Here is a 26555-nt window from a genome sequence, read left to right as displayed (position 1 = left end):
CACCATTCTCCAGAGCCTTACAGGTCCTTGAACACCTTGGCGAGGGAATCGCCCGCCACGTGGATTTTCCACTCGTTGAGATAGCCGAAAGGGGTCTCCAAAACGGTGAAACCTGTGCGTTCCAGCCGATGCCGGACCTCAACCGTCATGGCCCGGGCCGTTTCAGGGGAGGCCTTGGTTTCCGCCAGATGATTGAAGGAATGGAGGACAATCGTGAGGGTGTCGAATTTTCGGGCAAGCCACTTGGCGTTTTTCACCCACTTTTCCACCACCTTGTCTTGCCGCTCCTCATCCCGTGCTTCCGCATGAAAGAAGATGACCACGGCGTTTCGGCATTCCTTTTCTTCATCCCGGTCCGGCATGTCCGGGAGCGTCTTCACAAAGGTCCGGTACCAGAAGTGCGGTGCGTAAAACATGAGCAGTTTCATGGAGAGCCCCACCCTACGGCATTCCCACAAGCGGCTTCGGACCCGGTGAGGTGCAGGTTTTCCCCCGCTGCGGTTTCGGCAAGAACGGTCCCCTCGCCTGACGTCCTCTCATCGCCGTATCCTATACACCCAGAAAGCGGTGGGGCGCAAGGCACCTCCGTTCGGCCGGTGATGGATATTGAGCCGGAATCCACCTCTGTTTTGATTTCGCTCAGGGGCCCAAAGCGCCGGAAGGGGTGAGTCGGTTTTCCTTGACTTGTCTTGACATTGCGGGGGGGCACCGATAGGATTTGGCCGACTTCGGCATGGGCTGCGTGCGGAAGTCTGCGCACGGATGAGGGGGACATCGCCGTCGAGTGCTTGGATGGCGTGGTTCCCAAAGGTGTTCAAGGACAATCCGCAAAAGCGCATAGGAAGAGTTCAGGCGGGCTTTCAACGCATGGGGTGCGGGGCCGAACAGAGCGCCCGTTCGAGGCCGTAGGCGGCCGGTCCCGGTGGGAAGCGGCTTCTCGACCAGATTCCTTAGAGAAAACGGTGGAAAGGTGGTGACTGTGCGCTGGCGGGTCCTTGCGCTCCGATCGGTCCTCGGTGTTTTTTTTGCCTTTTTTCTCGGGAAATTTTTCTTTCCGGACGCATCCGGAGGGAAGATTCTCGTCCTGGCACTGCTGCTGATTTTTTCGGCCTACGTTTTGGAGTCCTTGCGATCCAGAGGGTCATGAAGGGCGGTTGGGGGTGAATGCTCCGGCGCGACGGTGCCGACGCACGAGGAGTTTCCGGCCGGAGGCGGCCGAAGGATCAGGAGGGACTACATGGATTGGCAGAGACCTCCGAATCGGGGGCAGGGCCCGGGGGTTCCACCGGACCTGGAGCAAGTGATCCAGCGATTACGCCAACGGTTCCAGTTTTCCGGGTTCAAAGGAAGCGCCTTTTGGGTGGTGGCCCTCATCGTCGCGGTTCTTGTGGTGGGCGGCAACGCCTATTACACGGTGGCGCCCCAAGAAACGGCCGTGGTCCAGCGTTTCGGACGCTTTGTGCGCACCGAAGGTCCCGGGTTGCATTTCAAAATTCCCTTCGGTGTGGAAACCATCACCAAAGTCCTCACCGGCCGGGTGCTTCAGCGGGAATACGGCTACCGCACCGTGACCCCCGGCGTGCGCAGCCGCTTCACCGAACAGGGTTTTGAAGAAGAAGCCCGCATGCTCAGCGGTGACCTTAACGTCATCGACCTCCAATGGACCGTCCAATACAAGATCCGGGAGCCCATGGAATACCTCTTTCGGCTCCACGATGTGGAAAGCACGCTGGATGACATTTCCGAATCCGTTATGCGCCGGATCGTGGGGAACCGCTACGCTGATGAAGTGCTCACCGTGGGGCGCGCGTCCATTGCGGAAATGGCCCGTCAAGAGATCCAAGAAATCATGGACACCTACCACACGGGATTACAGATCGTCACGGTGAAGCTTCAAAACGCCAACCCGCCCGATCCGGTCAAAGCGGCCTTCAACGAAGTCAATGAAGCCCGGCAGGAAAAAGAGCGGATGATCAATGAAGCCCAGCAGGCGTACAACGAGCGCATCCCCAAGGCGCGAGGCCAGGCCCGCCAGACCATCACCCAGGCGGAAGGTTATGCCACGGAGCGGATCAACCGGGCGGAAGGGGAAACAGCCCGGTTTCGCACCATTGTGGACGAGTATGAAAAAGCCCCGGATGTCACCCGCCGCCGGATGTACATCGAGGCCATGACGCAGTTTACCGCCAAGGCGGGCAATCTTCTTGTGCTGGATTCGGGAGGCGCGGGTGTGCTGCCCATTTTGGATTTGAACCAGGTGGTCCGCCAATGGGCGGATTCCAGCGCCGGGCCCCAAAAGAAAGGGGAATGACCGCCATGCCGCAAAATCTACGCATTCCCATTCTCATCGCCGTTGTGATCGCGGTGTTGGCGGCTGGATCGCTTTTCGTTGTCGCTGAAACGGAACAGGTGGTCATCACCCAGTGGGGAAGGCCTGTGGGCCGGCCGATCACCACGGCCGGGCTGCATTTCAAAATCCCACTCATTCAGAAAGCCAACTTTTTCGAGAAACGCGTCCTCAAATGGGACGGAAGCCCAAACCAAATCCCGACCCGCGACAAAAAATACATCTGGGTGGACACCACGGCCCGGTGGCGCATCAAAGACCCGTTGCTGTTCCTGCAGCGGGTAGGCACGGTGAGCACGGCCATGAGCCGATTGGACGGCATCATCGATTCCGTGGTGCGGGACCACGTCTCCAATAACAATTTGGTGGAACTGGTCCGCAGCGAAGGTTGGGAAAAGGCCAGGGAAATCCTCATCGAGGCCGGACTGGGAGATTACCAGTTCATCGCCGGCGAGGAAGGGGAAGGTGATCCGGAAGCCTCCGCGGCCTTGAGCAAAGGTCGGGAAAAAATCACCCGGGAAATGGTGGCGGACGCTTCCCGATTGCTTCCGGAATTCGGCATCGAACTGTTAGACATCCGCATCAAGCGGATCAACTATGTCCAGACTGTTCAGCAGCGGGTGTTCGAACGAATGATTTCGGAACGCAAGCGGATCGCCGCCCAATACCGTTCCGAAGGGGAAGGGGAGAGGGCGGCGATTCTCGGCCAGATGGAACGGGATCTGGCCAAAATCCAGTCGGAAGCCTATCGAACGGCGGAAGAGATTCGAGGAAAAGCTGACGCCCAGGCCACTCGGATCTACGCGGAAGCGTATGGAAAGAATCCAGAGTTTTACCAATTTTATCAAACGCTCGATTTCTATAAACGGTACGACAATCCTCGGGGGCTCTTCGTCATTGGAACGGACGCCGAACTGTTCCGCTACCTGAGGGAACGGGACCCGGAAACCCTGGAAATCCCGTGAAGTGGGGACCGGACAAATAAAAGCTCATGGGGTACCCTTGTGAAGACGCGCCGCAATTTTCGGACAGCGCGCGCTTTGCCGGTCACCCATGAGTTGAAGACATGGGGGAGCGCAGGTGGCGCCGGCGGTCGGTGCCCCGGCGAGCGGGAGGAATGGCCGATGAATCGGAGTTCGGGATGATTGCCGTGGAAGAGAATCCTCAACAGATTGAGCAGGTGGACATTGTGGTCGCCATTCCGACATTCAATGAGGCGGCCTTTATCGGGCGGGCCGTGGAAGTGGTGGGGCGGGGTCTTCGAGAAGCGTATCCCGATCGCTCATCGGTCATCATCAATTGCGACAACGCCTCGGTGGACGGCACCCTGGAGGCTTTTTTCCAGGCACACACAGACGTGCCGCGCGTGTACCTTTCGACGGCAGCCCATCAGCGTGGAAAAGGCGCCAACCTTCGGATGCTCTTCGAAAAGCTCACGGCGCTAGAGCCCAAAGCCGTGCTCGTCCTGGAAGTGGACATTACCAATGTGTCTCCTGTGTGGGTGCGCTTATTCATCGAGCCCATTTTCCGCGGGGCAGCTTATGTCACCCCGTTGTACCTGCGTCACAAGTACGAAAACACTTTGACCTCGGCGGTCGTCTATCCCATGCTCCGCTGCCTGTATGGTCGGCGGGTGCGTCAACCCGATGCGGGAGACTGCGCCTTCCGCGGCGATATGGTGGCCAGGTTCCTGGAAGCTCCCGCATGGTCCGAAGCCGTCGACGCCACCGGGATCGACGTGTGGATGGGGGCCGTCGCGCTCACGTCTCGGGCTCCTGTCTGGCAGACCATCATCGGGGCCCCCAAAAGACACCGGGCCAAGGACCCCTTCGCCCACCTCGGCGCCCGGTTTCGCCATGTCTTGACGGCCCTTTTCGACCAAATGGACGTCTATGCGGACTTCTGGAAACGGGTCAAATGGAGCAAGCCCACGGCGCTTTTCAATCTGGACGGCCAGGAAATGGACAACCCGCCGTTGGTGGAAGTCAATGCCGCCCGGCTTCATCAGCGGTTCCTGGAGGGTTTTCAGGAACACGAAGGCATGTGGCGCCAGGTGTTCGATCCCGCGGTCATGAACAAATTGGATGAAATCCGAGGCATGCCGTTTGAGCAGTTCGCCTTTCCCAGCCAGACGTGGGCGGCGGTCCTGTTCGACGCGGCATGTGCGTACCGCCGTTTTTCCCGCGAAACGCGGGGGCGTCTTCTCGATGCCTTGGTGCCGCTCTACCTTGGAAGGGTGGTCGCCTATGTGAAACGCACGGAACGCATGTCGATCCAGCAGGCGGAAGATCACGTGGAAGAGACGTGTACGATCTTTGAAGAATCCAAACCGTACCTGGTGGAACGTTGGCCTTCATGAAAAGAGCCGCCGAGATCCGACGGCGCGCGATTTCGCGGCAGGAGGAACCTTATGGCGAAGATTTTGGTCGTGGACGATGAAGAACACATCCGCCTGCTCTATTCGGAAGAGCTTCGCGACGCGGGATACGAAGTCATCACGGCCGACAGCGGCTATCAGCTCCTGGAGCGCATCGAGAAGGAAAAGCCGGATTTGGTCATCCTGGACATCAAGATGGTGGATTACGACGGGCTGGATTTGCTGCAGGACATCCGCGGCCGGTTTTACGACCTGCCGGTGATTCTTTCCACCGCCTACGACACGTTCAAGGAAGATTCCAAATCCATCGCCGCCGACTATTACGTGGTGAAGAGCTTCGATTTGACGGAGCTGAAAAAAAAGATCGCCATGGCCCTGGAAACCCATCTGCCGAGCTGAGGGGCCGCGGCGCCCACGGCCTCAGGAACGGGCGCACCGGAGAAAAGAAGGTCGTATGCCGTCGAAGTGACGGGCGATTCGGCCCGTGCCGACCGCTGCCTTTCCCTTCGATCGGAAGTGCCCTTCCCGCAAGGGGGCGTTCTGCACGGACCGGGTGACTCACTGCGGGGCGCGCCGCCATAGAGCGACACCCACGCCCGCGAACAGGATGTTGGGCGTCCAGACGCCAAAGCTCACGGGAAGCGTTTCCGAGCGGGCCAGAGAAACCCCCGTCTGGAACAGGACAAGGTAGGCGAAAGTCAGGGCGAGAGCCAGGGTGATCCCAAGGGCGATGCCGCCGCGATGCCCCAGATGTAGGCTGAGGCTCACCCCGATGAGGCCCAGGATGAACGCGGCGCACGCCGACGCGGCCCGCGTGTGCAGCTCCACTACATAGGGAACGGCGTTGTAGCCGTCGGCGGCGACTTTCTGCGCATAGCGAAAAAGTTGATCCCAGCGAAGATCTTCCGGCAGGGCCGACGCGGCGGAAAGATCCTTTGGTTCCAGGTTCAAAGGCACGGCCATGCGGTCGAAGGTGGTGTGCCGAGCGGTGCCGTCTTCCCATTCCAGCACGCTCCCTTTCTCCGCACTCCACGACGACCCGGTCCACACTACCCGTTGGGCGTCTAGGCGCTGGCGCAACCGAAAATGTTCGTCCAGACGATAGATAGAAACCCCTTGAAAAACTTGGGCGGCCGGATTGTACGTCCTCGCTTGCAGGAACACGTTTTCGCCGCGATACCAGACGTTTTCTTGGACAAAGCCCAGCGGGGCGCCTTTCTTGGCGATCCTTTCCTGCCAGAGGATTTCAGCCTTTCGGCTCAGGGAACGGCCCACGGTTTCGCTCCCCACGAAGGTCAAAACGCCCAAGACAATAGACGCCGCGACCATGGGACCGGCGTACACCCAGGCACGGCAACCGGCAGCGCGCAACGCGATGATTTCTCGGTTTCTCTGGAGCAGGCCCAAGCCGATGAGAGCTGCTAGAAGCCCGGCCATGGGAATCCCCTGGACAAGGATGGCGGGAAGCTTCAGGGTGAAATAGAAGAGCGCGTCGGCGGCCGCCGCTTTTTTTTCGATGATGTCGTCCAGCTTTTCGAAAAAGTCCACCACAAGGTAGATCCCCCCGAACCCGAAAAGGGCGACCCCGAATATGGAAGCAAAATGACGCAGGACGTACCGGGTGATGATCTTCATCGGCGATGGGCTTTCACCCAGAGGACAACGGCCGCGGCGCCTGTGGCCGCGTTGGGCAACCAAATGCCCACGGCGGGCGGGACCACGCCCTGTTCTCCCAACGCGTTGCCGGCGGAAAGGAGTATGTAATAAGCGAGAAACAAGGCGATGCCCGAGGTGATGCCGACCATGCGCCGCCCTTGGGCAAAGAGAACGCCGAAGGGAGCGGCGGCCAAGCCCAAAACCAAGCAGGCGAAGGGTAAGGCCAGGCGTTTGTGCCATTCCAAGGCAAAGCGCCGATCTTGGGTCTCCGCTAGCGCCCGGCTTAATTCTTCCATGGTCATTTCCCCTTTTTTCCAGCTGCCTTCTCTCTCTGTGCCGAGCAGAGCGTCCAAAGACAGCACCAGATCGTACCTCTGAAAAGAGATGGTTTGGCCGGTCTTCAAATCCGATCCCATGCGGGAGACCATCCCGTCCTGAACCTGGAGGACCACTTCCCTGCCGTCGGAGCGCTCACGGATTCTGGCTTCTCGAGCCGTGATGGTCACACGGGTTTGAGGGTTTCGAGCGTCATGGATAAGCACCCCCTGGACGGACTGATCCGCCGCATTCACATGATCGAAGAAAAAGACCATATTCGGCAGGGCGTCTATGAACCGGCCTTCGCGCAGCAACGCCGGAATGACCGCCCGGCTCAGGGATTTCAGGACGGTTTTCAACTCCCGATTTGCGGTTGGCAGGAGTTCGGTGGATGTGTAAAAGGACAAAGCCGAGAAAGCCAGGGCCAAGGTGAGGACGCCGGGGGCCAGCTGGGCGAAGCTGATGCCGGCACTGCGCAGGGCCGTGAGTTCGTTGTCGGCGTTGAGGCGCACGAAAGCGAGCACGGTCCCGATGAGGCCCGCCATGGGTAGAGCGTACAGGGCCAGTTTGGGCAAGGCCAGGGCGATGATCGTGACGATGACGGACAGGGACACCGACGCGGCGGTGAGATACTCGAGGAACTGCATGAGCCGTCCCGTGACGAGGATCATCAGCAGCCCGAAAAAACACAAGGATGCCGGTATCAGCTGCTCCAGCACAACGTATCTATAAAGAATCCAACCCATGGGTGCCGTGACGTCCTTCCGAGGGGCTCGCCGCCGACCGGTCGGACCGCGGGAGCCTCCGATGTGGGCGGCCCGGACTCTCTTTGCGAATTCGGGTCACGTCGAGATACGTTCATGGTGGGACACGCACTCGGGAACCCCCCGGAAATCTCTCCTGGTCCGATGAAAACGGTGCATTTTTTAGCGGCCGGGGACGACTGCTGTGCCCCAGATGCATCGCCCTCATTACCGAAAGGCTTCGAGGTGGTCAATGCTCAAAGGGGAAACGTTGGCTCGACGCGAGTTTGCCACGGTGCGCCAGTGGCTGGAGGCCCGGGAGTTTGAAGTGTTAGCCCCGCAGGCCCAAAAGAGCGCGGCCACCCGAGGCCGCCAGGAGCCTGACGAACCGGAATGCCCGTTGCGGACGGCCTACCAGAGGGACCGAGACCGCATCGTCCATTCCAAGGCGTTTCGGCGTTTGAAACACAAGACCCAGGTTTTCCTCTCCCCGACAGGCGACCACTACCGCACCCGGCTCACCCACACGCTCGAAGTCTCCCAGATCGCGCGGACCATCGGCCGGGCTTTGGCCTTGAACGAGGACCTTATCGAAGCTGTGGCCTTGGGCCACGATTTGGGCCACACGCCCTTCGGTCACGGAGGGGAACGCGTCCTTAATGAGATTCATCCCGGGGGATTCCGCCATCATGAACAAAGCTTGCGGGTGGTGGATGTCTTGGAAAAGGGCGGCCGCGGTCTCAACCTCACCGAGGAGGTCCGTGATGGCATTGTCAAGCACTCCAAAGGGAAAACCCATCCCATTTTGACGGAACCCGGCAAGAGGCCCATCACGCTGGAAGGTCAAGTGGTGCGTGTGGCCGATATCGTGGCCTACCTGAACCATGATCTGGACGACGCCGTGCGGGCGAAGGTGCTCTGCCCGGATGATCTTCCCGAATCCATCCGTGCAGGGCTGGGCGAGACCCATGGGCAGAGGATCCATACTTTGGTGGAAGATGTGATCATGGCCAGTCTGGAGGGAGGGCTGGAAGAAATCCGAATGAGCGAGAGGGTGCTGAAGCTCATGGAAGATCTTCGGGCTTTCCTTTTCGAAAAGGTGTACGAACTGACCGCCATCCGTCAGGAGTTTCAAAGAGCGCGAAAGATTATCGAGGACCTTTACACCGTGTTGCTCAAAGACAAGGACCTCTTCCGGCGCGAAGTGGGCCCGCGGGATCCTCGGATGTCCCGTGCCCAGCAGGTCTGTGACTACATCGCCGGCATGACCGATCGCTATGCCCTGGACCTGTATAAAAACATCTTTCTGCCGCGTCCCTGGATGCGATTGTAACCGGCAAGGGATATCACCGTGTGCTGACGAGGAGCGAACGGCGGTCCGCGAATTGCTTGACACTGATTTTTTCGGCGTGCTAACGCTTTCGTGCTTCGTGACCTGCCCATATGCTGTGCACCGAAGCTGTGTGCCTTTATGTCGGAGCCGCCCAAGCGGCGTTTTCCGGCTCCAGAAGGAGTAATTATGAAAGACCCTAAAAAACCGGATCATAAAAAAAATCTCGGTGCGGCGCCGCATGACGATATCCGTGACTTGTTCGCTACCGCGGAAGGCCTCGATACATCCCCCGAAGACGAAGAGGACGAAGACGTCCTCGAACTCGATGAAGTCGTGGACGACGGAGAAGACGGATTGAAAGACCTCCCGGATCTGGATGACGCCCTCCCGGACCTGGAGAATCTGGATGTGGATGAACCATTGTTGGACGAAACCGACATCGAAGAGTCGCTCTTCGATGATGAGGAAATGACTGTGGAATTGGCCCCATCCGGGAAAGGGACGGCACCGTTGCGTAAACCGCTGGAAGAAGACGTCCCGGCTGAGGAGCCGGTCGAGCCGGATGAAACGCTTCTGGCCAAAGAAGAAAACGCGGTAACAGACGCACTGGAAGAGGAATCCTGGCCGGAGGAAGAGCTTGACAACGAGGCGCCGGAGTCCGAAGAAGAGCAAGAAGCCGTGGAGGATCTCGCCGAGCCGCAACCCGTGGAAACGGAACTCTGGGACATCGATAAGGAACTTGAGGAAGCACTGAAAACCATCGAGGCTGAAGGCGAGGCGGCATCGGATCTGGACGGTGCCGCTCAGGAGTCGGGATCCGACACGGGAACGGCGTTGCCTGTTGAACCCGACGTTTTGTCCCGCGGACCTTCAGAAGATGAACCCCCGAAGCCGCAGAAAGCCCAAAAAGAACCGACGGCCGATCAGGGTTTGTCTAGGGAAGAGCTCACGGTGCATGCGGCCGCTGCGGCCGGAACGGCCATTGCGGCGGGCATGGCGCGGGAAATGGACAACCGTGGTTTCACGATGTTAACCGAATCCGCCGAGGAGATCGCGATGGAAGAACGGCCGGCCATGTTCCAACCGATTGTGGAAATCTTGGAGAAAAAACTGCAAGTCATGGTGCACAAGGCGGTGCAGGAGCAGTTGCCCGTCATTGTGCGACGGGTGTTGCAGGAAGAAATCGAACGGCTGAGCAAATCCTTGGGCTGATGCTGTGGATGCGATGGAAAAGGGTGGAGGGATCTTCTTGATGAGTCACGGGGCGTTACCGAAGGCATACGAATTCCGGGATGTGGAAGAACGATGGGTGGAATACTGGGGGAAAAGCCAGAGTTTCCGAGCGGACCCCGGGGCGTCGAAGCCTCCTTTCAGCATTGTGATCCCGCCGCCCAATGTCACAGGGCAGCTCCACATGGGCCATGCGCTCAACAATACCCTCCAAGATATCCTCTGCCGTTATAAAAGGCTCAGGGGCTACGAAGTCCTGTGGGTCCCCGGCACAGATCATGCCGGCATTGCCACCCAGAATGTGGTGGAACGTCAGATCGCCAAAGACGGTCTCACCCGTCACGATCTGGGACGGGAAAAGTTTTTGGAGAAGGTCTGGGAATGGAAACAGACCTACGGGGACTACATCATCCGGCAGCTGAAACGCCTGGGCGCAAGCTGCGATTGGACCCGGGAACGGTTCACCATGGATGAAGGGTTGTCGCATGCCGTGCGCCTCGTCTTTGTGAAACTTTACGAGGAAGGGCTCATCTACCGCGGTCACCGCATGATCAACTGGTGTCCCCGGTGCATGACGGCGTTGGCCAACATCGAAGTGGAAGGGGAAGAGACGGCGGGTTGTCTGTACCACATCCGGTACCCCTTGGCCGACGGGGGCGGAGCCGTCACGGTGGCCACCACCCGACCGGAAACCATGTTGGGCGATACCGCCGTGGCCGTGCATCCCGAGGACCCTCGGTACCGCAAGGTGGTCGGCAAAACGGTCATTCTCCCCTTGATGGAACGGCGCATTCCGGTGATCGCGGACCCGTACGTGGACCGGGAATTCGGCACCGGCGCGCTTAAGATCACCCCGGGACACGACTTCAACGATTTCGAGATCGGACTGAAGCATGGCCTCGAGGTCATCCAGGTCATCGGCGAGGACGGGATCATGACGGCCGAGGCCGGGCGCTATCAGGGGTTGGATCGGTACGAGTGTCGCAAAAGGGTGATCGAACATTTGGAAAAGGGCGGCTATTTGGTCGCGGTCCAGGACCATCTCCATCGTGTCGGCCATTGTTACCGGTGCAAGAGCGTCGTCGAACCCATGCGGTCGTTGCAATGGTTCGTGAAAACCCGTCCTTTGGCGGACGCGGCCATGGAAGCGGTTCGAGACGGACGAACGCGGATCATCCCGGAAAAGTGGGAAAAAGACTATTTCCAATGGCTGGAGAACATCGAGGATTGGTGTATCAGCCGTCAGATTTGGTGGGGACATCGCATTCCGGCGTGGTACTGCGCGGACTGCGGCGCCGTCACCGTGGCCGTGGAAGATCCTGCGGCGTGCTCTGCCTGTCAGGGCGGTCGTCTGGAACAGGATAACGACGTCCTGGACACGTGGTTCAGCTCGGCTTTGTGGCCGTTCACGACCATGGGGTGGCCGGAAAAGACGCTGGAATTGCAGAAGTTCTACCCCACATCCGTTCTCGTCACCGGCTTCGACATCCTCTTTTTCTGGGTCGCCCGCATGATGATGATGGGCCTGCACTTCATGCAGGAGGTGCCCTTCCGTGATGTGTACGTCCACGCTCTCGTGCGGGATGCCCAAGGGCAAAAGATGAGCAAGTCGAAGGGCAATGTCATCGATCCTTTGGTCATGATGGATCGGTACGGCACGGACGCCCTCCGGTTCACGCTCACGGCTTTCGCCGCCCAAGGCCGGGACATCAAACTCTCCGAGGAGCGCATCGAAGGGTATCGGCACTTCGTCAACAAGATCTGGAACGCCACCCGGCTGGTGCTCATGAACATCGAGGGCGCTGAGCTCCTGGAACAGATTCCTGAGAGGCCCATGCGTCTGGCCCACCGCTGGATCCTCAGCCGTTTCCAGTCCTTGCTCGACGAGGTGGAAACGGCTCTGGAAAACTATCATTTCAACCAGTACGCTCAGAGCCTGTATCAATTTTTCTGGCACGAATACTGTGACTGGTACCTCGAAGTCATCAAACCGGATCTCTACGGCGAAGACCCTGAAGCCAAGGTTTTGGCCCAGACTCTGGCCACAACTCTCCTGAAAAACCTCTTGGTTTTACTCCACCCCGTCATGCCTTTTGTCACAGAGGAGCTGTCGCAGCGGCTCCCGGGATCCCCCGAGAGTCTCGTTCAGGCGTCCTTCCCGCAAAGAGAGCCGTGGCGCGTGGATCCTCAGGCGGAAAGAGACATGGGCCTGCTCATGGACGTCATCACAGGCATGCGCAATATCCGAGGGGAAATGAACATCGCCCCCGGCGTGCGCCTCAAGGCCGTGTGTTTGTGCGCCTCCGCCGAGGAAGAGGATTTGTTGGAAAACAACCGTCAGACGGTTCTGGATCTGGCCCGGCTGGAGAGCTTGACCGTAGGGCGCCAGGGCGAAATGCGGAAACCCCGGTTGGCCGCCGGCACGGTGACGGCGGGTGTGGAAGCTTACGTCATCCTCGAAGGGGTGCTGGACTACGAAACCGAAGCTAAGCGTCTGGACAAAGAAATCGGTAAAATCCAAAAGGAACTGGAAGGCACGCGGAAAAAGCTTTCCAACGAAGACTTCCTCCGACGCGCTCCGGCGGACGTGGTGGAAAAAGAAAAAGAAAAGGCGGAGCGGCTTGGAGAAAAGCTCGGGAAACTGCGGGCCAACCGAGACCGCGTGGAAGCTCTGGTCAAAGAAGCGGCCCAGGGCCTGTGAGGGCGGATGCGGAAGCCGTGCCTTCCATGAACGAATCCGGGCGGTTTTACGGCCGGTGCGAGCTTATCCGGCATGCCATGGCGTCTTCTATCGAGAGATGGAATGAACGTGGATCAGGTTCAGCTTTCGGGGAACATTCATGCGACGTGTGCCGACCGAAATCCCTGAGGTGATTCTTTTCGAGCCCAAGGTGTTTGAAGACGAGCGCGGGTTTTTCTTCGAGAGCTACAACAGAAGGACTCTGGAAGCCCTCGGGCTTGCCGTGGACTTTGTGCAAGACAACCATTCCCGGTCCCGCCGCGGGGTGCTGCGCGGCCTCCACTACCAGATTGCTCCTCGGGCCCAGGGGAAGTTGGTGCGGGTCGTCGCCGGAGAAATCTACGATGTGGCTGTGGATCTGCGACGTTCTTCACCCACTTTCGGGCGTTGGATCGGCGTGCGGCTGTCCGCGGAAAACAAGAAGCAGATTTACATCCCCGAGGGGTTCGCCCACGGCTTTCTCGCTTTATCGCCGTGGGCCGAGGTGTGCTACAAGACCACGGACTATTACTCCCCGGTACATGAACGGTGCCTTCTGTGGAACGATCCGCGCTTGAACATCTCTTGGCCTCTGGGTGATGGGGAATCGCCCACGCTGTCGCCGAAAGACGCCCAGGGCGTGCCGCTGGACCAAGCGGATGTGTTCGATTGATGCGGTCCGGCAATCCCGCCTTCGACGGGTCCTTTCAGGATAGGAAAACCCCCTTCGATACGGCTCCCCACGGAGCTCTTCCGGCAATTCCGAAGCCCCTGACCGGACGGTTCGCGGGCCGGCGCATCAAGGGGAGATCGGCGTTTCCACGGAGTCTATCGCCATGAAAACCGTTGTGGTCACAGGCGCTCTGGGTCAACTCGGCTGGGAACTCCGGCGTTCGGCCCCGTCTTGGGTCCGTTTTGTCGGTGTGGATCTCCCGGAAACAGACATCACTCAGCCGGACCACGTGGTCCGACTCTTCGCGGCGCATGGCCCGGATGTCCTGATCAACGCGGCTGCGTACACGGCCGTGGACCGGGCGGAACACGAACCGGAGGCCGCCTATCGGGTCAACAGGGACGCCGTCCAGCATCTTGCGGCGGCCTGCGCTCGGACGGGAACCCATCTGGTGCAGATTTCCACGGATTTCGTTTTCGACGGGACGCAATCCCGGCCCTATGGACCCGAGGACAAGCCGAATCCTCTCGGGATTTACGGGGCGAGCAAAAGGGCCGGGGAAGAGGCGGCGCAGAACATCCTCGGGGCCCGGTGCACCATTGTGCGCACGGCCTGGCTGTATTCCAGTCATGGCGCCAACTTCGTCAAGACCATGCTCCGACTTTTCCACGATCGGGAGGACGTGCGCGTGGTGTCCGACCAAGTGGGGACGCCCACATGGGCGGCCAACCTGGCCGATTTCCTCTGGGAACTCATCGGCGCGGCCCCCGTACCTCCGGGCATCTACCACTTCACCGACGCCGGGGTGGCCTCTTGGTATGATTTCGCCGTGGCAGTGGAAGAGGAAACCCGGGAACAACGCGGAAAACGGGTGTCCGTGCGACCCATCCGGACCGAGGAATACCCCACACCGGCCCGGCGTCCGGCCTTCAGTGTTCTGGACAAATCCGCCAGCTGGGCTCTATGGTCCCGCCCGCCCCATCACTGGCGGGAGGCGCTGCGGCGCATGCTTCAGGAACTTCAGCCGTTGCGCCCCGAATGAACAACGCTCCGGGACTTTTCAGCTCCGGTCTTCATGGTTTTCCAGGCCTCGACGAAAAAACAGGCCTCGATACCGGGCGGCTCGATCTCTGAAAAGCCGGGGCACAACTTTACCATCCAGGGCCCGCACAGGCATGATCCCCACAAGGCTGTTAGTCATCCAGATTCCTTCAAAGGTTGGGATCTCCCCTGCCGTAATGTTGTCCTCACCCACCCACCACCCATCCTCGCGGAACAGGTCCACGATGCGCTTTTCGGCCGTTCCGGGCAGACGGGCGCGGCTGGCGGACAGGACACATCGGCCTTCCCGCAAAAATAGGAGAGATCCTGTAGCCGTTTCGGCGACTCGGCCGTCTTTGTCATAGATCAGGGTTTCGTCGAAGCCGGCGTCCATGGCTTCCTGCCGGGCACACAAATAAAAAAGGAAATTCAAGGTCTTCATGTTCGCCAAGGGAGGGCTCCAGCCGGTGCGGCAGGTGCAGAGCGACCAGCCCGAGGCGTACTCTTCCACCGACGGCGGCGTGTAGGGTTCTGCCAGGATGCAGAGGGTGGGCCGGACAGGGCGGGGAAGCCCCACGCCCGAAACCGCCCCACGAGTGACCAGGATCTTCAGCCGCGCAACCCCTCGCTCCAGTCCGTTTTCTTTCAGAAGTCGGACGCACCGATCCCGCCACGCGGCCGTGTCGTGAAAATCCAAGGTCGAACGGTGCCGCGGCCCCATGTCATCCAAGCGAAGCCGGACGGCCGCCGCACGCAGCCGCTCGAGATGGTCTTTCAAGTAAAGGATCCGGCCGTTTTCCGTGCGAAGGGTCTCGAAAAGGCCGTCCCCGAAGAGAAAACCCCGGTCGAACGGAGATACCCGCACGGCCTCTTCGGCCGCATACGCATGATTGACCCACACGATGCGGCGGCGTGGCAAAGGGCTTGTGCCGCTCAAGAACGAAAATCCTCCTGCTGTTCGGCGATGGCCCGAAACAGGGTGCGCCCCTTGTGCAGGGTTTCCTCATATTCGGCCGCTTCGTCCGAGTCATAGACCACGCCCCCGCCGACGGCGAAATGAAGCCGCCCGTCCTTGAGGATGGCGGTGCGGATAGCGATGTTCATATCCATGGTGTCATGCCAGCCCACATAGCCGATGGATCCTGTGTACACGTGGCGCACATGATGCTCCAACTCGTCGATGATTTCCATGGCGCGGATCTTGGGACATCCCGTGATGGACCCCCCGGGGAAAGTCGCGCGGAAAATCTCGCCCGGAGAGACCCCCGGGCGAAGCTTTCCCGTGACGATGGACACCAGGTGCCAGACGTTTTCATAACCTTCCACGCGCTTGTGTTCTTCCACGACGATGGACCGCGCCTCACAGACGCGCCCCAAGTCGTTCCGCAAAAGATCCACGATCATGGACAGTTCGGCGTCGTCCTTCGGACTTGTCCGGAGCTCCTCCCGCATGCGGTCGTCTTCGTCGGGTGTGGCCCCCCGAGGCCGTGTGCCCTTGATGGGGCGTGTCTCGATGCGGTCACCGCGCCGGAATAGAAACCGTTCCATGGAGGTGGACAGAATGTGGTGGTCGTCCAAGTGGAGAAAGGCATAGAATGGAGCGGGATTGCGCCGGAACAGGTGGGACCAGAACAACCACGGATCCCCATGGAACGGCGTGGAAAACCTTTGAGAAAGGTTCACCTGATAGACGTCGCCGTCGCGAATATAGGAGCGGATGCGCGCGATGGCATCCATGTAGGCCGCTCGTGAAAAGTCACTTTGAAGCCGAGCGGATTCCGGCTGAGGGCTCCCCCGGCGGGGTCCGTTGTGGGCGTGCGACCTGTGCACGGGATCGAGATCGCCCGTTTCCACGATGAGGTGCACGGTTTCGCCCGTGCGTCGATCGAAGACCAAAGTGTCCTTGGGAAGGAAAAACAAGGTTTCCGGCAATCCGAGATCGTCGTGGGCGGTTTGCGGAAGTTCTTCCAAAACGTTCTTCAGTTCGTAGGTCAGGTAGCCGACGAGACCGCCCGAAAAAGGTTCGACGAGCGGAGGGGAATCCGGGCGCGTGGCTTCAAGGAGATCGTCCAAAGCCTCCAGGGGATGGGCGTCCTGAAGCTCCGAGCCTTGGGAGGTGATCAGGGTCACCCGCAGCCCTTTGGAATGTTGGATGACCAAGGGATTCCAGAAAGCCATGGAGTAGCGGGCGCAATCCAGCGCGGTGCCGCTGACAAACACCGCACTGTAAGGTTGTTGCGCCACGCCCCTGACCCGCTCGAGAAAAGAGGCGTCTGTTTCCTGTGAAGAGACTTTTGTGAGGCGCATGCCGCGAACCGCACCTCGAAGCGCTTCAAAGATGTGCCCCATCCGCTGATGTCCTCTTCCCATGGTTTCCACCTCCAAGACCACGGGCTTTCATGCCGCGGCGCCCCCAATCGGGCGGTGACGATTTTCCTGGGCCTTGGATCCAGCGCGGGAATCGGTCCCACCCTTCAACTCCCTGAGGGATAGATGGGCAAAAGTCTTCTCGGGACGCCAGGAAATGTGCGGCGATTTCCAGGCCGTAATCGGAAAGGAAGGATTCGGGATGGAACTGGACACCCCAGAGCGGAAAGCGTTTGTGCTCCAACGCCATGAGCACGCCGTCATCGGCCCAGGCCGTTTCTTGAAGGTCGGCTGATTTGACGCGGCACTGGAGGGAATGGTATCGGGCGACCCGAAAGGGAGAGGGAAGTCCTTTGAAGATTCCGCCCCCTGTGTGGTGGACCATGGATGTTTTGCCGTGCACGGGAACGGGAGCCCGCTCGGTGGATCCGCCGTAGACTTCGTTGATGACCTGCATTCCCAAGCACACGCCCAGGATGGGCACCTTTCCGGCGAAACTCCGGACCACCTCCTTGCTGACCCCGGAATGGGCCGGGGATCGAGGCCCGGGACTGAGGACAATCCACCAGGGGGCGAGTGCGGCCAGGGACTCTGGAGAAATTTTGTCGTGCCGAAAGACCAAAACCTCGACGTCGAATTCGCAAAACAGCTGGTAAAGATTGAAGGTGAAAGAGTCGTAGTTATCAATCATGACAAGGCGCATAAAGCCTCTCCACGATCGAGACTGTGGATTCCCGCCAAAAGAAAAAGCCACCCGGCCGGTGAGGCTGGGTGGCTTTCGCCTGGCATACCTCAAAATGCCTTATGCCCTTTTTTGGGGTTTCCGTCAATGGAGTTGTCGGCCCTATCCGAGCGTCGGCCGGGCGAGGGCAGCGAGCCGATGATCCCAGGCCCCGAGAGGTTTTCCTTCTCACGGGGAGGAATCCACGTCATCCCAAGATCTCTCAGGAGAGGGCCCTTTTCCGAAAGTTTTGGACGGCTGAGAAACGGCACCCAAATATCGTTCCATAATACACAAAATCACCTGACCGTCTTGACGGTGGGGCGGGATGCCGTTAAATTCCGCCCAATTGGTCTGCCAGGACCATCGCACGCAGTTGGAAGGGACCAACAAAGTGATGATGCTCGGCCAAGGGCTCGGCAGGTCCCGAAAAGCCGGGCCGCGGGCCCCACGCCGAAAAGCGGCCGGAACGCCGAATGGCCGAGGCATCGGTTCTTTTCGGGACTCAGGAAATGGATCGGTTCCTCTCCCACGGTGGACGCTTCGGATTCTTGGCGGGTGGGAACGAGCCCCGATGTCGGACCTGGGCCATGGATCCGGACGGCCAAGGAACCGACGGGCATGGCCCACCGTCCAGGGCGCCTTTCTTCCGCGTGGGACGTTGGAGTGCACCCCATTTTCCGAGCGCCCGCAGTGTGCATCGCTCAGGAAAGAGGCGTAGCGGCGATTTCAGGTCCGCTTCTCAAAAGAGAACACGGGCGGGGAAGCATGGCGACGGGGTGTGTCGAGACCGCCAGAGGACAGGGTAGGGGATAAAGCATGCAGATGTGGTACGCGTTTTTGACGGGACCGGCATTGTGGTTGACCTTCATCATTTTTTTGGGAGGGCTTGCGCTCCGGCTGGCATTTCTCTACGGACTCAGCCGGGAAAGGGACCGGGTGTTCTACAACCACATGGACTGGAAATGGGGTTTGAAGTCCATCGTCCATTGGCTTGTTCCGTGGGGCAGCGCGTCCATGCGTCTTCAGCCCGTTTTCAGTGGGGTTTTCGTGCTGTTCCATGTCGGGCTTTTTGCCGTGCCCCTTTTTCTTTCCGCCCACAACATCTTGTGGGATCGCGCTTTTGGGGTGAGTCTCTGGTCCATGGGCGATGCCTGGGCGGACGCTTTGACGGTGGTCGTTTTGGTGTGCGGGGCATTCCTCTTGGGCCGCCGGATTGTGCGCCCGGAAGTGCGCATTTTGACCACGGCGTGGGATTACGCGCTCTTGGGCCTCACTCTGGCGCCTTTTATTACCGGGTTTCTCGCATACCACCAGTGGGGACCTTACGACCTGATGATGGTCCTTCATGTCTTGTCGGGTGAGATTCTTCTCATTCTCATTCCCTTCACCAAGCTGGGACACATGGTGCTCTTTTTCTTCACCCGAGCCTTTATTGGGTTTGAAATGGGAGCGCGGCGCGGCGCCCGGGCGTGGTGAGGGGGAGTCCAGAGTTGGAATAGACGGATGAACAATGGAGCGGTGGCCGTGGAGCAGCGAAGTCATGAAGCGCGTCCGGTGGACGTCAAAAAGATTCAGCACATTTTGGAGGCCAACAATGGGGCCCGCATCCGGACCTGGCTCGGGATATGTTCCCGATGCGGGCTTTGTGCGGAAAGCTGTTTTTTCTATCTGGCCCACGATTGCAACCCCAAACTAAGCCCGGCTTATAAGTTCAAGGCGACTCTCGGGGAACTGTACAAGCGCAAGGGGCAGGTGGACTGGGACTTTTTGCACCGGTGCGCCGACATCGTCTGGGGCGAATGCACCACGTGCAAGCGTTGCTCCATGTATTGCCCTTTTGGGATTGATGTGGCCACTTTGATTGCGACCACCCGCACCGTTTTGTATTCTCAGGGCATCGTCCCCCAGGGGCTGGCTCGGGCGGTGGTCAATTACCGGGAAACCGGCAACCAGATGGGCATGAGCACCGAAGACTTTGTGGACACCTGCGAGTGGATGGCGGAAGAAAGTCAAGATGAGATCAAGGGCGTGACGATTCCCATTGACAAGAAGGGGGCGAAATACATGTACACGGTCAATCCTCGGGAGCCCATGTTTTACCCGCAGGATCTCGCCATGGCCGCCAAGATCCTCACCGTGGCCGAAGAGGACTGGACCATGCCCACCACAGGATGGGATTGCACCAATCTGCCCATGTTCGCCGGAGATCGAGCCCTCGCCGGCCAGGTGGTCCGAAACATGTACGAGAAAGCCGTGGAATTGGGGGTGCAGGCGATCCTGATCACCGAATGCGGCCATGCTTTCCGATCCGCCCTGTTTGAAGGCCCTTACCTGGCGGGATACCCCGATGGAAAACCTCCGGTACCTGTGATCCATTCGGTGCAGCTCTTCTACGAATACATCCGCGACGGGCGCATCCGGATTGATCCGGCCAAGCGACTCAAAGAACCGGTGACCTATCAGGATCCGTGCAATGTGTCGAGAAACGGGGGTTTGTGGGAGGAAGGACGGAAGTTGGTGCAATTTCTGGCCGAAGACTTCCGGGACATGAACCCCAATCGCGAACACAACCACTGCTGCGGGGGTGGAGGCGGCTACATCCCCATGGGGCCGGAATACAAAGCGCGGCGCATGGCTTCGGGGCGTGTGAAAGCCGAGCAAATCCGGGCAACCGGCGCCAAGATCGTCATCGCCCCATGCCACAACTGTTTCGACCAGGTCAGCGATCTCAACAAGGAATACCACCTGGGGGTCAAGGTCATGTCGCTCAAGGAGATCATCTGCGAACTCATGGTCGTTCCCGAAAAATTCCAACCGGAGGAAAACGGGGACGAGGAAGGCCCGGGGACGGACGAATAGGGCTGGAGCCGCCGGGACGTCACAGGGGCACAGGAGGAGGGGAGCATGTATCGGAAGATCCTTTTTTGCGCAGATCTTTACGCCAGTTCCGACTATGCCTTTGCAGCCGCTCTGGACCTTGCGGAGCGCTCGGGTGCGGAGCTGATTATCCTCCATGTGTTGGAGTCCCGGCACCGGTACTCTGGCCATGTGATCACCGAGGACGGAGAAACGTGGGCCGGCCCGGAAGTCATCGAGAAGCTCAAGAAAAAATTGCGCGAATACTATCTCATTCGCATCGAGCGGGAGGACCCACAGGACGTACGGGTGGAAGTGCGCGCCGGCATCCCGTGGGTTGAAATTTGTCGGTTCGCCCGCAAGGAAAAGGTGGACCTGATCGTGCTCGGCCCCTACACCATCCACGATCCCACGGCCCCCCTGGATCTCGAGCAACCGCATCTGGGTCAAAATGCACAGGAAGTGTCCCTGCGGGCGCCGTGTCAGGTGTCCATCGTCACTTCGCCCAAGCAGCGTCTGGCTCTGGAAAAGGCGGGGATTCATCCTCGGGACAAGAAACGGAAACGGCAGACGGAGTGAACCGTGTCGGCGGCAGGAGGTTTCATGATGCGGAGCGCCTTGGCCCTGGTGGGGGGCCTTATCGTGATTTTCACAGTGTCTTGGGCTTGGCCTCAAGAGGACGTCATCGTTTTCAAGGGGGACGGTAAAAAATCTTTGGAACGCCCCGCCGTGTCTTTTCCCCACGAGAAACATGCCCAGGTGGTGGAATGCACGGGCTGTCATCACGATTACGACATCTACGGCGTCAACAAAGGCAGTGAAGGCCAGAAATGTTCCGACTGTCACGGAAACCCTTCCGTGCAAAACCCCATCCCATTACAACGAGCCTTCCATGAACAATGCTTGTCCTGCCATGAGCGTGTCCACGCCCGTCAGGGGCGTTCCCTCCCTGTGATGTGCGGGCAATGCCATGTGAAGTAACGGCCGGTCAGGAGACACGTCCGCCGAAAAGTATCCGCCGCCGGCTTAGGGCCCGGGGCCCGAGGGGTCCGGGCCAAGGGTTTTCAGAGCCGGTGTGGCCGGAGATTGGATTGTCCTTGACATTTCTTCATGAGCGAAGCACTAGGAGGCCGACCGAGTAGGCCGCCTTGTGGCTTTTGGGCGTCAGGCGGCAATGAGGCCCCTGGGGCTCGTGAGGACGTTCATGTTTTCCCTGTGGACCCTGACGGGGTAGGCATCGTCCCGGGGGAAAGGCTTTTTCGGTCGAAACGGGGTCGTGGACACCGAACGCGGTGATCTCATGCTGCAGCGCTACGATTTCAACTGGAGGAGGGCATCGAGGTATGGAACGGACACTGTCGATCATTAAGCCGGATGGCGTGCAGAGGGGTCTTGTGGGACCTATCGTGGGGCGTTTTGAAAGCGCCGGGATCCGCATTGTGGGCATGAAACGCGTGTCGTTGACCAAAAAGGAAGCGGAAGCCTTCTATGCCGTGCACAGGGAACGACCGTTCTTCGACAGCTTGACGTCGTACATGTCCTCAGGCCCGGTAGTGGTCATGGTCTTGGAAGGGCCGGATGTCATCCAGCGCAACCGCGAAATCATGGGGGCGACCAATCCGGCACAGGCCGCTCCGGGAACCTTGCGCAAAGAATACGGCTTGGACGTCGAGAAAAACACCGTGCACGGATCTGACGCGCCGGAGACGGCGGCCAAGGAAATCGCGTTTTTCTTCAGTGAATTGGAACTCATGCGTTAGGCTGCCGGACGACGCGGAGCGCCTTGCGTTGTGGAGAAAAAGAAACAGGGCGGCTCCGCCGAGATGTCCCTTTTGCCCGAGCGGTGATCCACTGCCCTCATAACGGAGGGCGTCCGGCATATCGGCCCAAGGAGACGAGGGGATTTTTCGGGAGGTGTTCCAATGCGGTGGCGGATTGCGCTCATGGCGGCGTTGAGCCTGGTGGTGTTTTCCTGTGCGGGGGTGGAGACGACCAAGCCGGTCCAGGAAGCGGCGGAGGTCGTACTGGCACACCGAGGGGGGGAAGCCGCACCCTCAGAGGCCGTGATCCCCATGGCGCCCTATGTGCCGCCTCCCCAAAAGCTGGACTTCTGCGGCGAACCGGTCCCTTTGCACATCCGGGACGTTTTGGAAAGGTTCGATCGGGAATTCACCATTGTGGTCTATTCCCATGCCCAGGTGTATTTATGGCTCAAGCGGGCGGAGCGCTTCTTCCCTTGGTTTGAAGAGGAACTGCGTCGGCGCGGCCTTCCTGACGATCTCAAGTATGTGGCCGTCGCCGAGAGTGATCTTCAGCATGGGGCGGTCTCCCCGGCCGGCGCGGCCGGCATGTGGCAGTTTATTCCATCAACGGGGAGCCGCTACGGGTTGGACCAGAGCCCGGAGCTCGACCAGCGCTATGATTTTGAACTGGCGACGGACAGCGCTCTGCGCTACCTGAGCGATCTTTACCGACGGTTCAATAATTGGACGTTGGCCGTTGCGGCTTACAACTGCGGCGAAAAACGGGTGTCCGACGAGATGGCCTTCCAGAGGGTGACGGACTACTATCAACTGAAGCTTCCTTTGGAAACGGAACGTTATGTGTTTCGCATCCTGGCCATCAAGACGGTGTTGTCGAATCCGAAAAAGTACGGCTATGAGCTTCCCCCCGGGGCGGGCTATCCGCCGGAACGGTACGACATCGTCACCATCAACGCGCGGTATCCTTTGCCCATTGTGGCCGTGGCCCAAAAAGCGGGCATGAGCTTTCGAGAATTTAAGAGACTCAACCCGGCCTTCACCACGACGACCATCCCGGCGGGAACACATCGGGTCCGAGTCCCCGAAGGGTGCGGCAAGGCATTGGAGCAGGGTCTGGAGTCCTTGTCGACAAGTTATCGGGCGCCGGAGGTCATCATCCATAAGGTCCGCCCGGGAGAAACCTTGAGCAGCATTGCGGATCGCTACGGGGTGTCGGTGTCGGACGTCAAGCGCTGGAACGACCTCACAAACCCCACGGTGAAGCCCGGCCAGAGCCTTCGCATCCAGCGATAAGACGCCGTGGGGGTGATCCTTGACAATGCAAGAACAACACCATTACCATGGCTCCGGCAGACGGAGAGAAACCGTGACATCACTGAGATCAAGAATATGTCGCTTTCGGTGATCCAACAAGCAGCCGAGCGCCTCCGGGCCAGTACGTGGGCGGTGGCGCTTACGGGCGCCGGCATATCGGTGGAAAGCGGGATTCCCGATTTCCGTAGCCCTGGAGGGCTATGGTCCAAGTACGATCCCATGGAATACGGAGATATCCGTTCTTTCCGCCTCAATCCCGGCAAGGTCTGGCGCATGTTGCTGGACATGGACCGCATGCTCCGCGAGGCGCCTCCGAACCCGGCCCACTACGCCTTGGCGGCCTTGGAACAGGCTGGACTTCTGAAGGGGGTCATCACCCAGAATGTGGACAGCCTCCACCAACGGGCGGGAAGCCGCACCGTGGTCGAATTTCACGGCCATGGGCGCAGCGCTCGGTGCGATCACTGCGGTCACGAGGTGCCCCGGGAAGCTCTGAATCTGGAGGAACTGCCTCCGCGGTGCGGCTGCGGCGGGCCCATGCGGCCCAATTTTGTGTTTTTCGGGGAGGATATCCCTCGCACCGCCTACCTTCATGCCTATTCTCTGGTGGAGCGCTGTGATGTGCTTTTGGTGGTCGGGACGTCGGCCACCGTGGCCCCGGCGTCCCAGTTGCCGATGGCAGCCAAGAGGCGCGGAGCGTTTCTGATAGAAGTCAACCCGAACGAAACAGAACTGACGCTGACCCACACCGACCTTTACGTTCCTTTGCCGGCCGGACAAGCCCTGCCGGCCATTGTTTCGGCGTTGGGCCTGTCCATCGAGAGCGAGAAAAAGGGAGTGGGGAATTCATGATAACCCTGAGTGCCTTTTTACCTATGTTGGTTTCCGTGGCCTGGGCGGCGCCGGATCCCGGGGCCGCCACCAATGGCGTCACGGACATGATCTGGAACGCCGGCCCCATGGTCAAGTTGGTGCTCTTGCTTCTTGTGGGCATGTCTCTGGCCTGTTGGGGAGTGGTGTTGGTGAAGTTCAAGCTGCTGCGGCGGGCGGAAAGACAATCAGAGGATTTTTACGAACTGTACCGGCAAAAGAAGAACTTCACCCAGCTTTATCGCGAAAGTCAGGTCCTTGCCGACAGTTATTTGGCCCAGGTGTTCCGTTCCGGCTTCACCGAATGGGGAAGGGTGACCAAAACCTTGGAGGCTTTAGGCAGCTCGGATACCGCTCTGGGAGAGGAAGCCCTGAGCACGGTGGCGAAAGCCATGGAAGGTGCCATGCTCTTGGAAACGCGCCGGTTGGAACGGTTTCTTCCTCTGCTGGCCACCACGGGGAATACGGCTCCCTTTATCGGTCTTTTCGGCACCGTGTGGGGAATCATGACTTCTTTCCACCACATTGGACTGAAAGGCGCGGCCAATTTGGCGGTGGTGGCTCCCGGCATTTCCGAAGCCTTGGTCGCCACGGCCATCGGCCTTTTTGCGGCCATTCCCGCCGTGATTTTCTTCAACTACTTCATGAACCGCATCCAGGCCATTCAAGGTCAGATGCAGTATTTTGCGGGAGATCTCTACACCGTGCTCAAGCGCGAGTGGTTGCGCCGCACCGCTCTCCCGACCAAAAACGGTGCCGAAGAATCCGCGGCTGTCTTGCGCACGACCCGCTGAGAGGGATTTCCCATGAAAACCAACGGTCCGTCTCGGCAGCTCATGTCGGAGATCAACGTCACGCCTTTTGTGGATGTGATGCTGGTGCTTCTCATTATTTTCATGGTAACCGCCCCCATGATGATGCAGGGCATTGACGTGGACTTACCCCATGCCGAAGCTCCTGCCATCCCATCCGAAGAAGAGCGCTTGGTTGTTACAGTGGATGCGCAAAGAAAGGTCTATATCAACGAGTACCCCGTGGAGATGGAATCCCTCGGACCAAAACTCAGTGCCATCTACAAAAACAAGGGCGTCAAACAGGGGGTTTTTCTTCGGGCCGACGCTTCGCTTCCTTACGGCTTTGTGATGGAAGTGATGGGGGCCATCCGACAGTCGGGCATCGATCAAATCGGAATGGTGACCGAGTCCTCTGAAAAGCCCCAAAAACCTTCCAGTGGATAAACGGCCATGACGGCAACGGACGCCTTCGATCGCTTGCGTTTTCCCCGCCAGGACGTGGTTTTTGGGATGGCGGTTTCCGTGCTCGTCCATGTGGTCATGATCTTTGGGGTGCTCTTTTTGCCCCATGTGCTGCCGCGAAAACCTGTGGAACTGCCTTACTATGCGGTGAAGTTGGTGAGCGCCGGGGATTTGGGGCTGGATCAGGGAACCGGGGGAAAAGGGCCGAAAGCTCAAGTGAAGGCGCCCCAGGCACCCCCGAGCCCTACAAAGAAAGAAACGGCTCCGGTTCCGGTGGTTCCCGTGAAGCGCCTTGCCGATGGCTTCAAAGTCTCCGAAACCAAGGTGGAAAAACTGGACTCCGACGTCCAACCCACCCTCGGGCGCATTGAAAAGCCTTCCATCGAAAAAAGTGTGGAACAGCTTTTGCCCAAGGAAAAGGCCGAACGCCCCAAACCCCCGCCGATGCCGGAGGCAGGATCGGGAAAAGCCGCGACCGGATCCCCGGCAGCCGGTGGAAAAGAGGGACCCTCCAAGGCGGAATCGGCATCGAGAGCGGATGCTGCCGGAGCGGGGGCATCGTCCAAGTCGGGGTCCGGCGCCGGATCCGGCGCGGCGGGAAGCGGCAAGGGCAGCCCCGGCCCCGCGGGCCCAGGCGGTGGGGGTGAAGAACTGGCGCTGGCTCGGCGCCTTTACTACACGGAAGTGTGGGCGGCCATCAAAAGACAATGGGTGTTACCCAAATCGCTTCTGAACGCTCAAGACCTCGAAGCGGTAGTGGTGATCGTGGTGCGTCGTGACGGCAAGATCGAAAAAATGCAGTTCGAAAAGCGATCGGGCAACCAACTCTTCGACGACTCGGTCCTGCGGGCGATCCAAAAGGCGGATCCGCTGCCGAAATTTCCGGACATCTACAGTCCGCCGCGGGATGAAATCGGAGTGCGGTTCCGACCCGAGGATCTGGGGTAAGGCCCTCTGTGAGGAAAAGG

At 59.4% G+C, this 26555-nt stretch carries 25 protein-coding genes; 19 read left to right on the top strand and 6 right to left on the bottom strand.

Annotated features, from left to right (window positions below):
* Positions 1 to 17: 17 nt before the first annotated feature.
* Positions 18 to 428 carry a threonyl-tRNA synthetase editing domain-containing protein gene (locus ACZ5K9_RS15960; protein WP_464272305.1) on the bottom strand — a complete coding sequence of 137 codons (411 nt, stop codon included), beginning with the start codon at positions 426 to 428 and terminating at the stop codon, positions 18 to 20.
* Positions 429 to 1237: 809 nt separating this feature from the next.
* Between ACZ5K9_RS15960 and hflK the strand changes: the two genes are divergently transcribed.
* The 4 genes from hflK (at position 1238) to ACZ5K9_RS15940 (ending at position 5123) form a co-directional block, all read left to right on the top strand.
* Positions 1238 to 2311: an FtsH protease activity modulator HflK gene (hflK, locus tag ACZ5K9_RS15955; protein ID WP_464272304.1), complete on the top strand. Its 1074-nt coding sequence runs from the start codon at positions 1238 to 1240 to the stop codon at positions 2309 to 2311.
* A gap of 5 nt (positions 2312 to 2316) precedes the next feature.
* On the top strand, positions 2317 to 3312 hold the full coding sequence (gene hflC / locus ACZ5K9_RS15950) for a protease modulator HflC (protein WP_464272303.1): 996 nt from the start codon (positions 2317 to 2319) through the stop codon (positions 3310 to 3312).
* A 152-nt stretch (positions 3313 to 3464) separates the two neighbouring features.
* On the top strand, positions 3465 to 4706 hold the full coding sequence (locus ACZ5K9_RS15945; protein ID WP_464272302.1) for a glycosyltransferase: 1242 nt from the start codon (positions 3465 to 3467) through the stop codon (positions 4704 to 4706).
* Positions 4707 to 4757: 51 nt separating this feature from the next.
* Entirely contained in the window at positions 4758 to 5123 is a 366-nt protein-coding gene (locus tag ACZ5K9_RS15940) for a response regulator (protein WP_464272301.1), read from the top strand.
* 159 nt (positions 5124 to 5282) lie between these two features.
* On the opposite strand, the gene lptG is transcribed toward ACZ5K9_RS15940, so the two are convergent.
* Positions 5283 to 6359, bottom strand: coding sequence for an LPS export ABC transporter permease LptG (lptG, locus tag ACZ5K9_RS15935; RefSeq protein ID WP_464272300.1), 1077 nt, complete (start codon positions 6357 to 6359; stop codon positions 5283 to 5285).
* Positions 6356 to 7444, bottom strand: a complete 1089-nt coding sequence (locus tag ACZ5K9_RS15930) for an LptF/LptG family permease (protein ID WP_464272299.1) — start codon at positions 7442 to 7444, stop codon at positions 6356 to 6358. The genes lptG and ACZ5K9_RS15930 overlap by 4 nt, the downstream gene beginning before the upstream one ends.
* A gap of 250 nt (positions 7445 to 7694) precedes the next feature.
* On the opposite strand from ACZ5K9_RS15930, the gene ACZ5K9_RS15925 reads away from it, so the two are divergent.
* The 5 genes from ACZ5K9_RS15925 (at position 7695) to rfbD (ending at position 14438) form a co-directional block, all read left to right on the top strand.
* On the top strand, positions 7695 to 8774 hold the full coding sequence (locus tag ACZ5K9_RS15925) for a deoxyguanosinetriphosphate triphosphohydrolase (protein WP_464272298.1): 1080 nt from the start codon (positions 7695 to 7697) through the stop codon (positions 8772 to 8774).
* A gap of 186 nt (positions 8775 to 8960) precedes the next feature.
* Positions 8961 to 9986, top strand: coding sequence for a hypothetical protein (locus tag ACZ5K9_RS15920; protein WP_464272297.1), 1026 nt, complete (start codon positions 8961 to 8963; stop codon positions 9984 to 9986).
* A gap of 40 nt (positions 9987 to 10026) precedes the next feature.
* Entirely contained in the window at positions 10027 to 12705 is a 2679-nt protein-coding gene (locus ACZ5K9_RS15915) for a valine--tRNA ligase (protein WP_464272296.1), read from the top strand.
* A 139-nt stretch (positions 12706 to 12844) separates the two neighbouring features.
* Positions 12845 to 13396, top strand: coding sequence for a dTDP-4-dehydrorhamnose 3,5-epimerase (gene rfbC / locus ACZ5K9_RS15910; RefSeq protein ID WP_464272295.1), 552 nt, complete (start codon positions 12845 to 12847; stop codon positions 13394 to 13396).
* A gap of 163 nt (positions 13397 to 13559) precedes the next feature.
* Complete coding sequence (gene rfbD, locus ACZ5K9_RS15905; protein ID WP_464272294.1) at positions 13560 to 14438, top strand: dTDP-4-dehydrorhamnose reductase; 879 nt, start codon at positions 13560 to 13562, stop codon at positions 14436 to 14438.
* Positions 14439 to 14456: 18 nt separating this feature from the next.
* Here rfbD and ACZ5K9_RS15900 read toward each other — a convergent pair whose 3' ends face one another.
* The 3 genes from ACZ5K9_RS15900 to ACZ5K9_RS15890 are packed head-to-tail and all read right to left on the bottom strand — an operon-like array spanning position 14457 to position 17507.
* Positions 14457 to 15374 carry an aminotransferase class IV gene (locus ACZ5K9_RS15900; protein ID WP_464272293.1) on the bottom strand — a complete coding sequence of 306 codons (918 nt, stop codon included), beginning with the start codon at positions 15372 to 15374 and terminating at the stop codon, positions 14457 to 14459.
* Positions 15371 to 16807, bottom strand: coding sequence for an aminodeoxychorismate synthase component I (pabB, locus tag ACZ5K9_RS15895; protein WP_464272292.1), 1437 nt, complete (start codon positions 16805 to 16807; stop codon positions 15371 to 15373). The genes ACZ5K9_RS15900 and pabB overlap by 4 nt, the downstream gene beginning before the upstream one ends.
* Positions 16770 to 17507, bottom strand: coding sequence for an anthranilate synthase component II (locus tag ACZ5K9_RS15890; RefSeq protein ID WP_464272291.1), 738 nt, complete (start codon positions 17505 to 17507; stop codon positions 16770 to 16772). The genes pabB and ACZ5K9_RS15890 overlap by 38 nt, the downstream gene beginning before the upstream one ends.
* 837 nt (positions 17508 to 18344) lie before the next feature.
* On the opposite strand from ACZ5K9_RS15890, the gene tmcC reads away from it, so the two are divergent.
* The 10 genes from tmcC (at position 18345) to ACZ5K9_RS15840 (ending at position 26535) form a co-directional block, all read left to right on the top strand.
* Positions 18345 to 19004, top strand: a complete 660-nt coding sequence (gene tmcC, locus ACZ5K9_RS15885) for a TmcC family electron transfer complex membrane anchor subunit (protein WP_464272290.1) — start codon at positions 18345 to 18347, stop codon at positions 19002 to 19004.
* A 27-nt stretch (positions 19005 to 19031) separates the two neighbouring features.
* Positions 19032 to 20387 carry a (Fe-S)-binding protein gene (locus ACZ5K9_RS15880; protein ID WP_464272289.1) on the top strand — a complete coding sequence of 452 codons (1356 nt, stop codon included), beginning with the start codon at positions 19032 to 19034 and terminating at the stop codon, positions 20385 to 20387.
* 45 nt (positions 20388 to 20432) lie between these two features.
* Positions 20433 to 20963 (top strand): universal stress protein, encoded by a 531-nt coding sequence (locus ACZ5K9_RS15875; RefSeq protein WP_464272288.1) that lies wholly within the window; start codon positions 20433 to 20435, stop codon positions 20961 to 20963.
* Between the two features lie 24 nt (positions 20964 to 20987).
* Complete coding sequence (locus ACZ5K9_RS15870; RefSeq protein ID WP_464272287.1) at positions 20988 to 21365, top strand: cytochrome c3 family protein; 378 nt, start codon at positions 20988 to 20990, stop codon at positions 21363 to 21365.
* Positions 21366 to 21727: 362 nt separating this feature from the next.
* Positions 21728 to 22144 (top strand): nucleoside-diphosphate kinase, encoded by a 417-nt coding sequence (ndk, locus tag ACZ5K9_RS15865; RefSeq protein ID WP_464272286.1) that lies wholly within the window; start codon positions 21728 to 21730, stop codon positions 22142 to 22144.
* Between the two features lie 162 nt (positions 22145 to 22306).
* Positions 22307 to 23440 (top strand): lytic transglycosylase domain-containing protein, encoded by a 1134-nt coding sequence (locus ACZ5K9_RS15860; protein ID WP_464272285.1) that lies wholly within the window; start codon positions 22307 to 22309, stop codon positions 23438 to 23440.
* A 108-nt stretch (positions 23441 to 23548) separates the two neighbouring features.
* The gene (locus tag ACZ5K9_RS15855) at positions 23549 to 24313 is read left to right on the top strand and encodes an SIR2 family NAD-dependent protein deacylase (protein ID WP_464272284.1); all 765 of its coding nucleotides are present in this window, start codon (positions 23549 to 23551) and stop codon (positions 24311 to 24313) included.
* A complete protein-coding gene (tolQ, locus tag ACZ5K9_RS15850; protein WP_464272283.1) occupies positions 24310 to 25125 on the top strand; it encodes a protein TolQ in 816 nt (271 codons plus the stop codon). The genes ACZ5K9_RS15855 and tolQ overlap by 4 nt, the downstream gene beginning before the upstream one ends.
* A gap of 12 nt (positions 25126 to 25137) precedes the next feature.
* Positions 25138 to 25569, top strand: coding sequence for a protein TolR (tolR, locus tag ACZ5K9_RS15845; protein ID WP_464272282.1), 432 nt, complete (start codon positions 25138 to 25140; stop codon positions 25567 to 25569).
* Between the two features lie 6 nt (positions 25570 to 25575).
* The gene (locus tag ACZ5K9_RS15840; protein WP_464272281.1) at positions 25576 to 26535 is read left to right on the top strand and encodes an energy transducer TonB; all 960 of its coding nucleotides are present in this window, start codon (positions 25576 to 25578) and stop codon (positions 26533 to 26535) included.
* The last annotated feature ends 20 nt before the right edge of the window (positions 26536 to 26555 follow it).

Source organism: Desulfosoma profundi (assembly GCF_055387865.1).
Note: the sequence above shows the minus strand (reverse complement) of the source record. Positions and strands in the feature narration are given on the sequence as shown.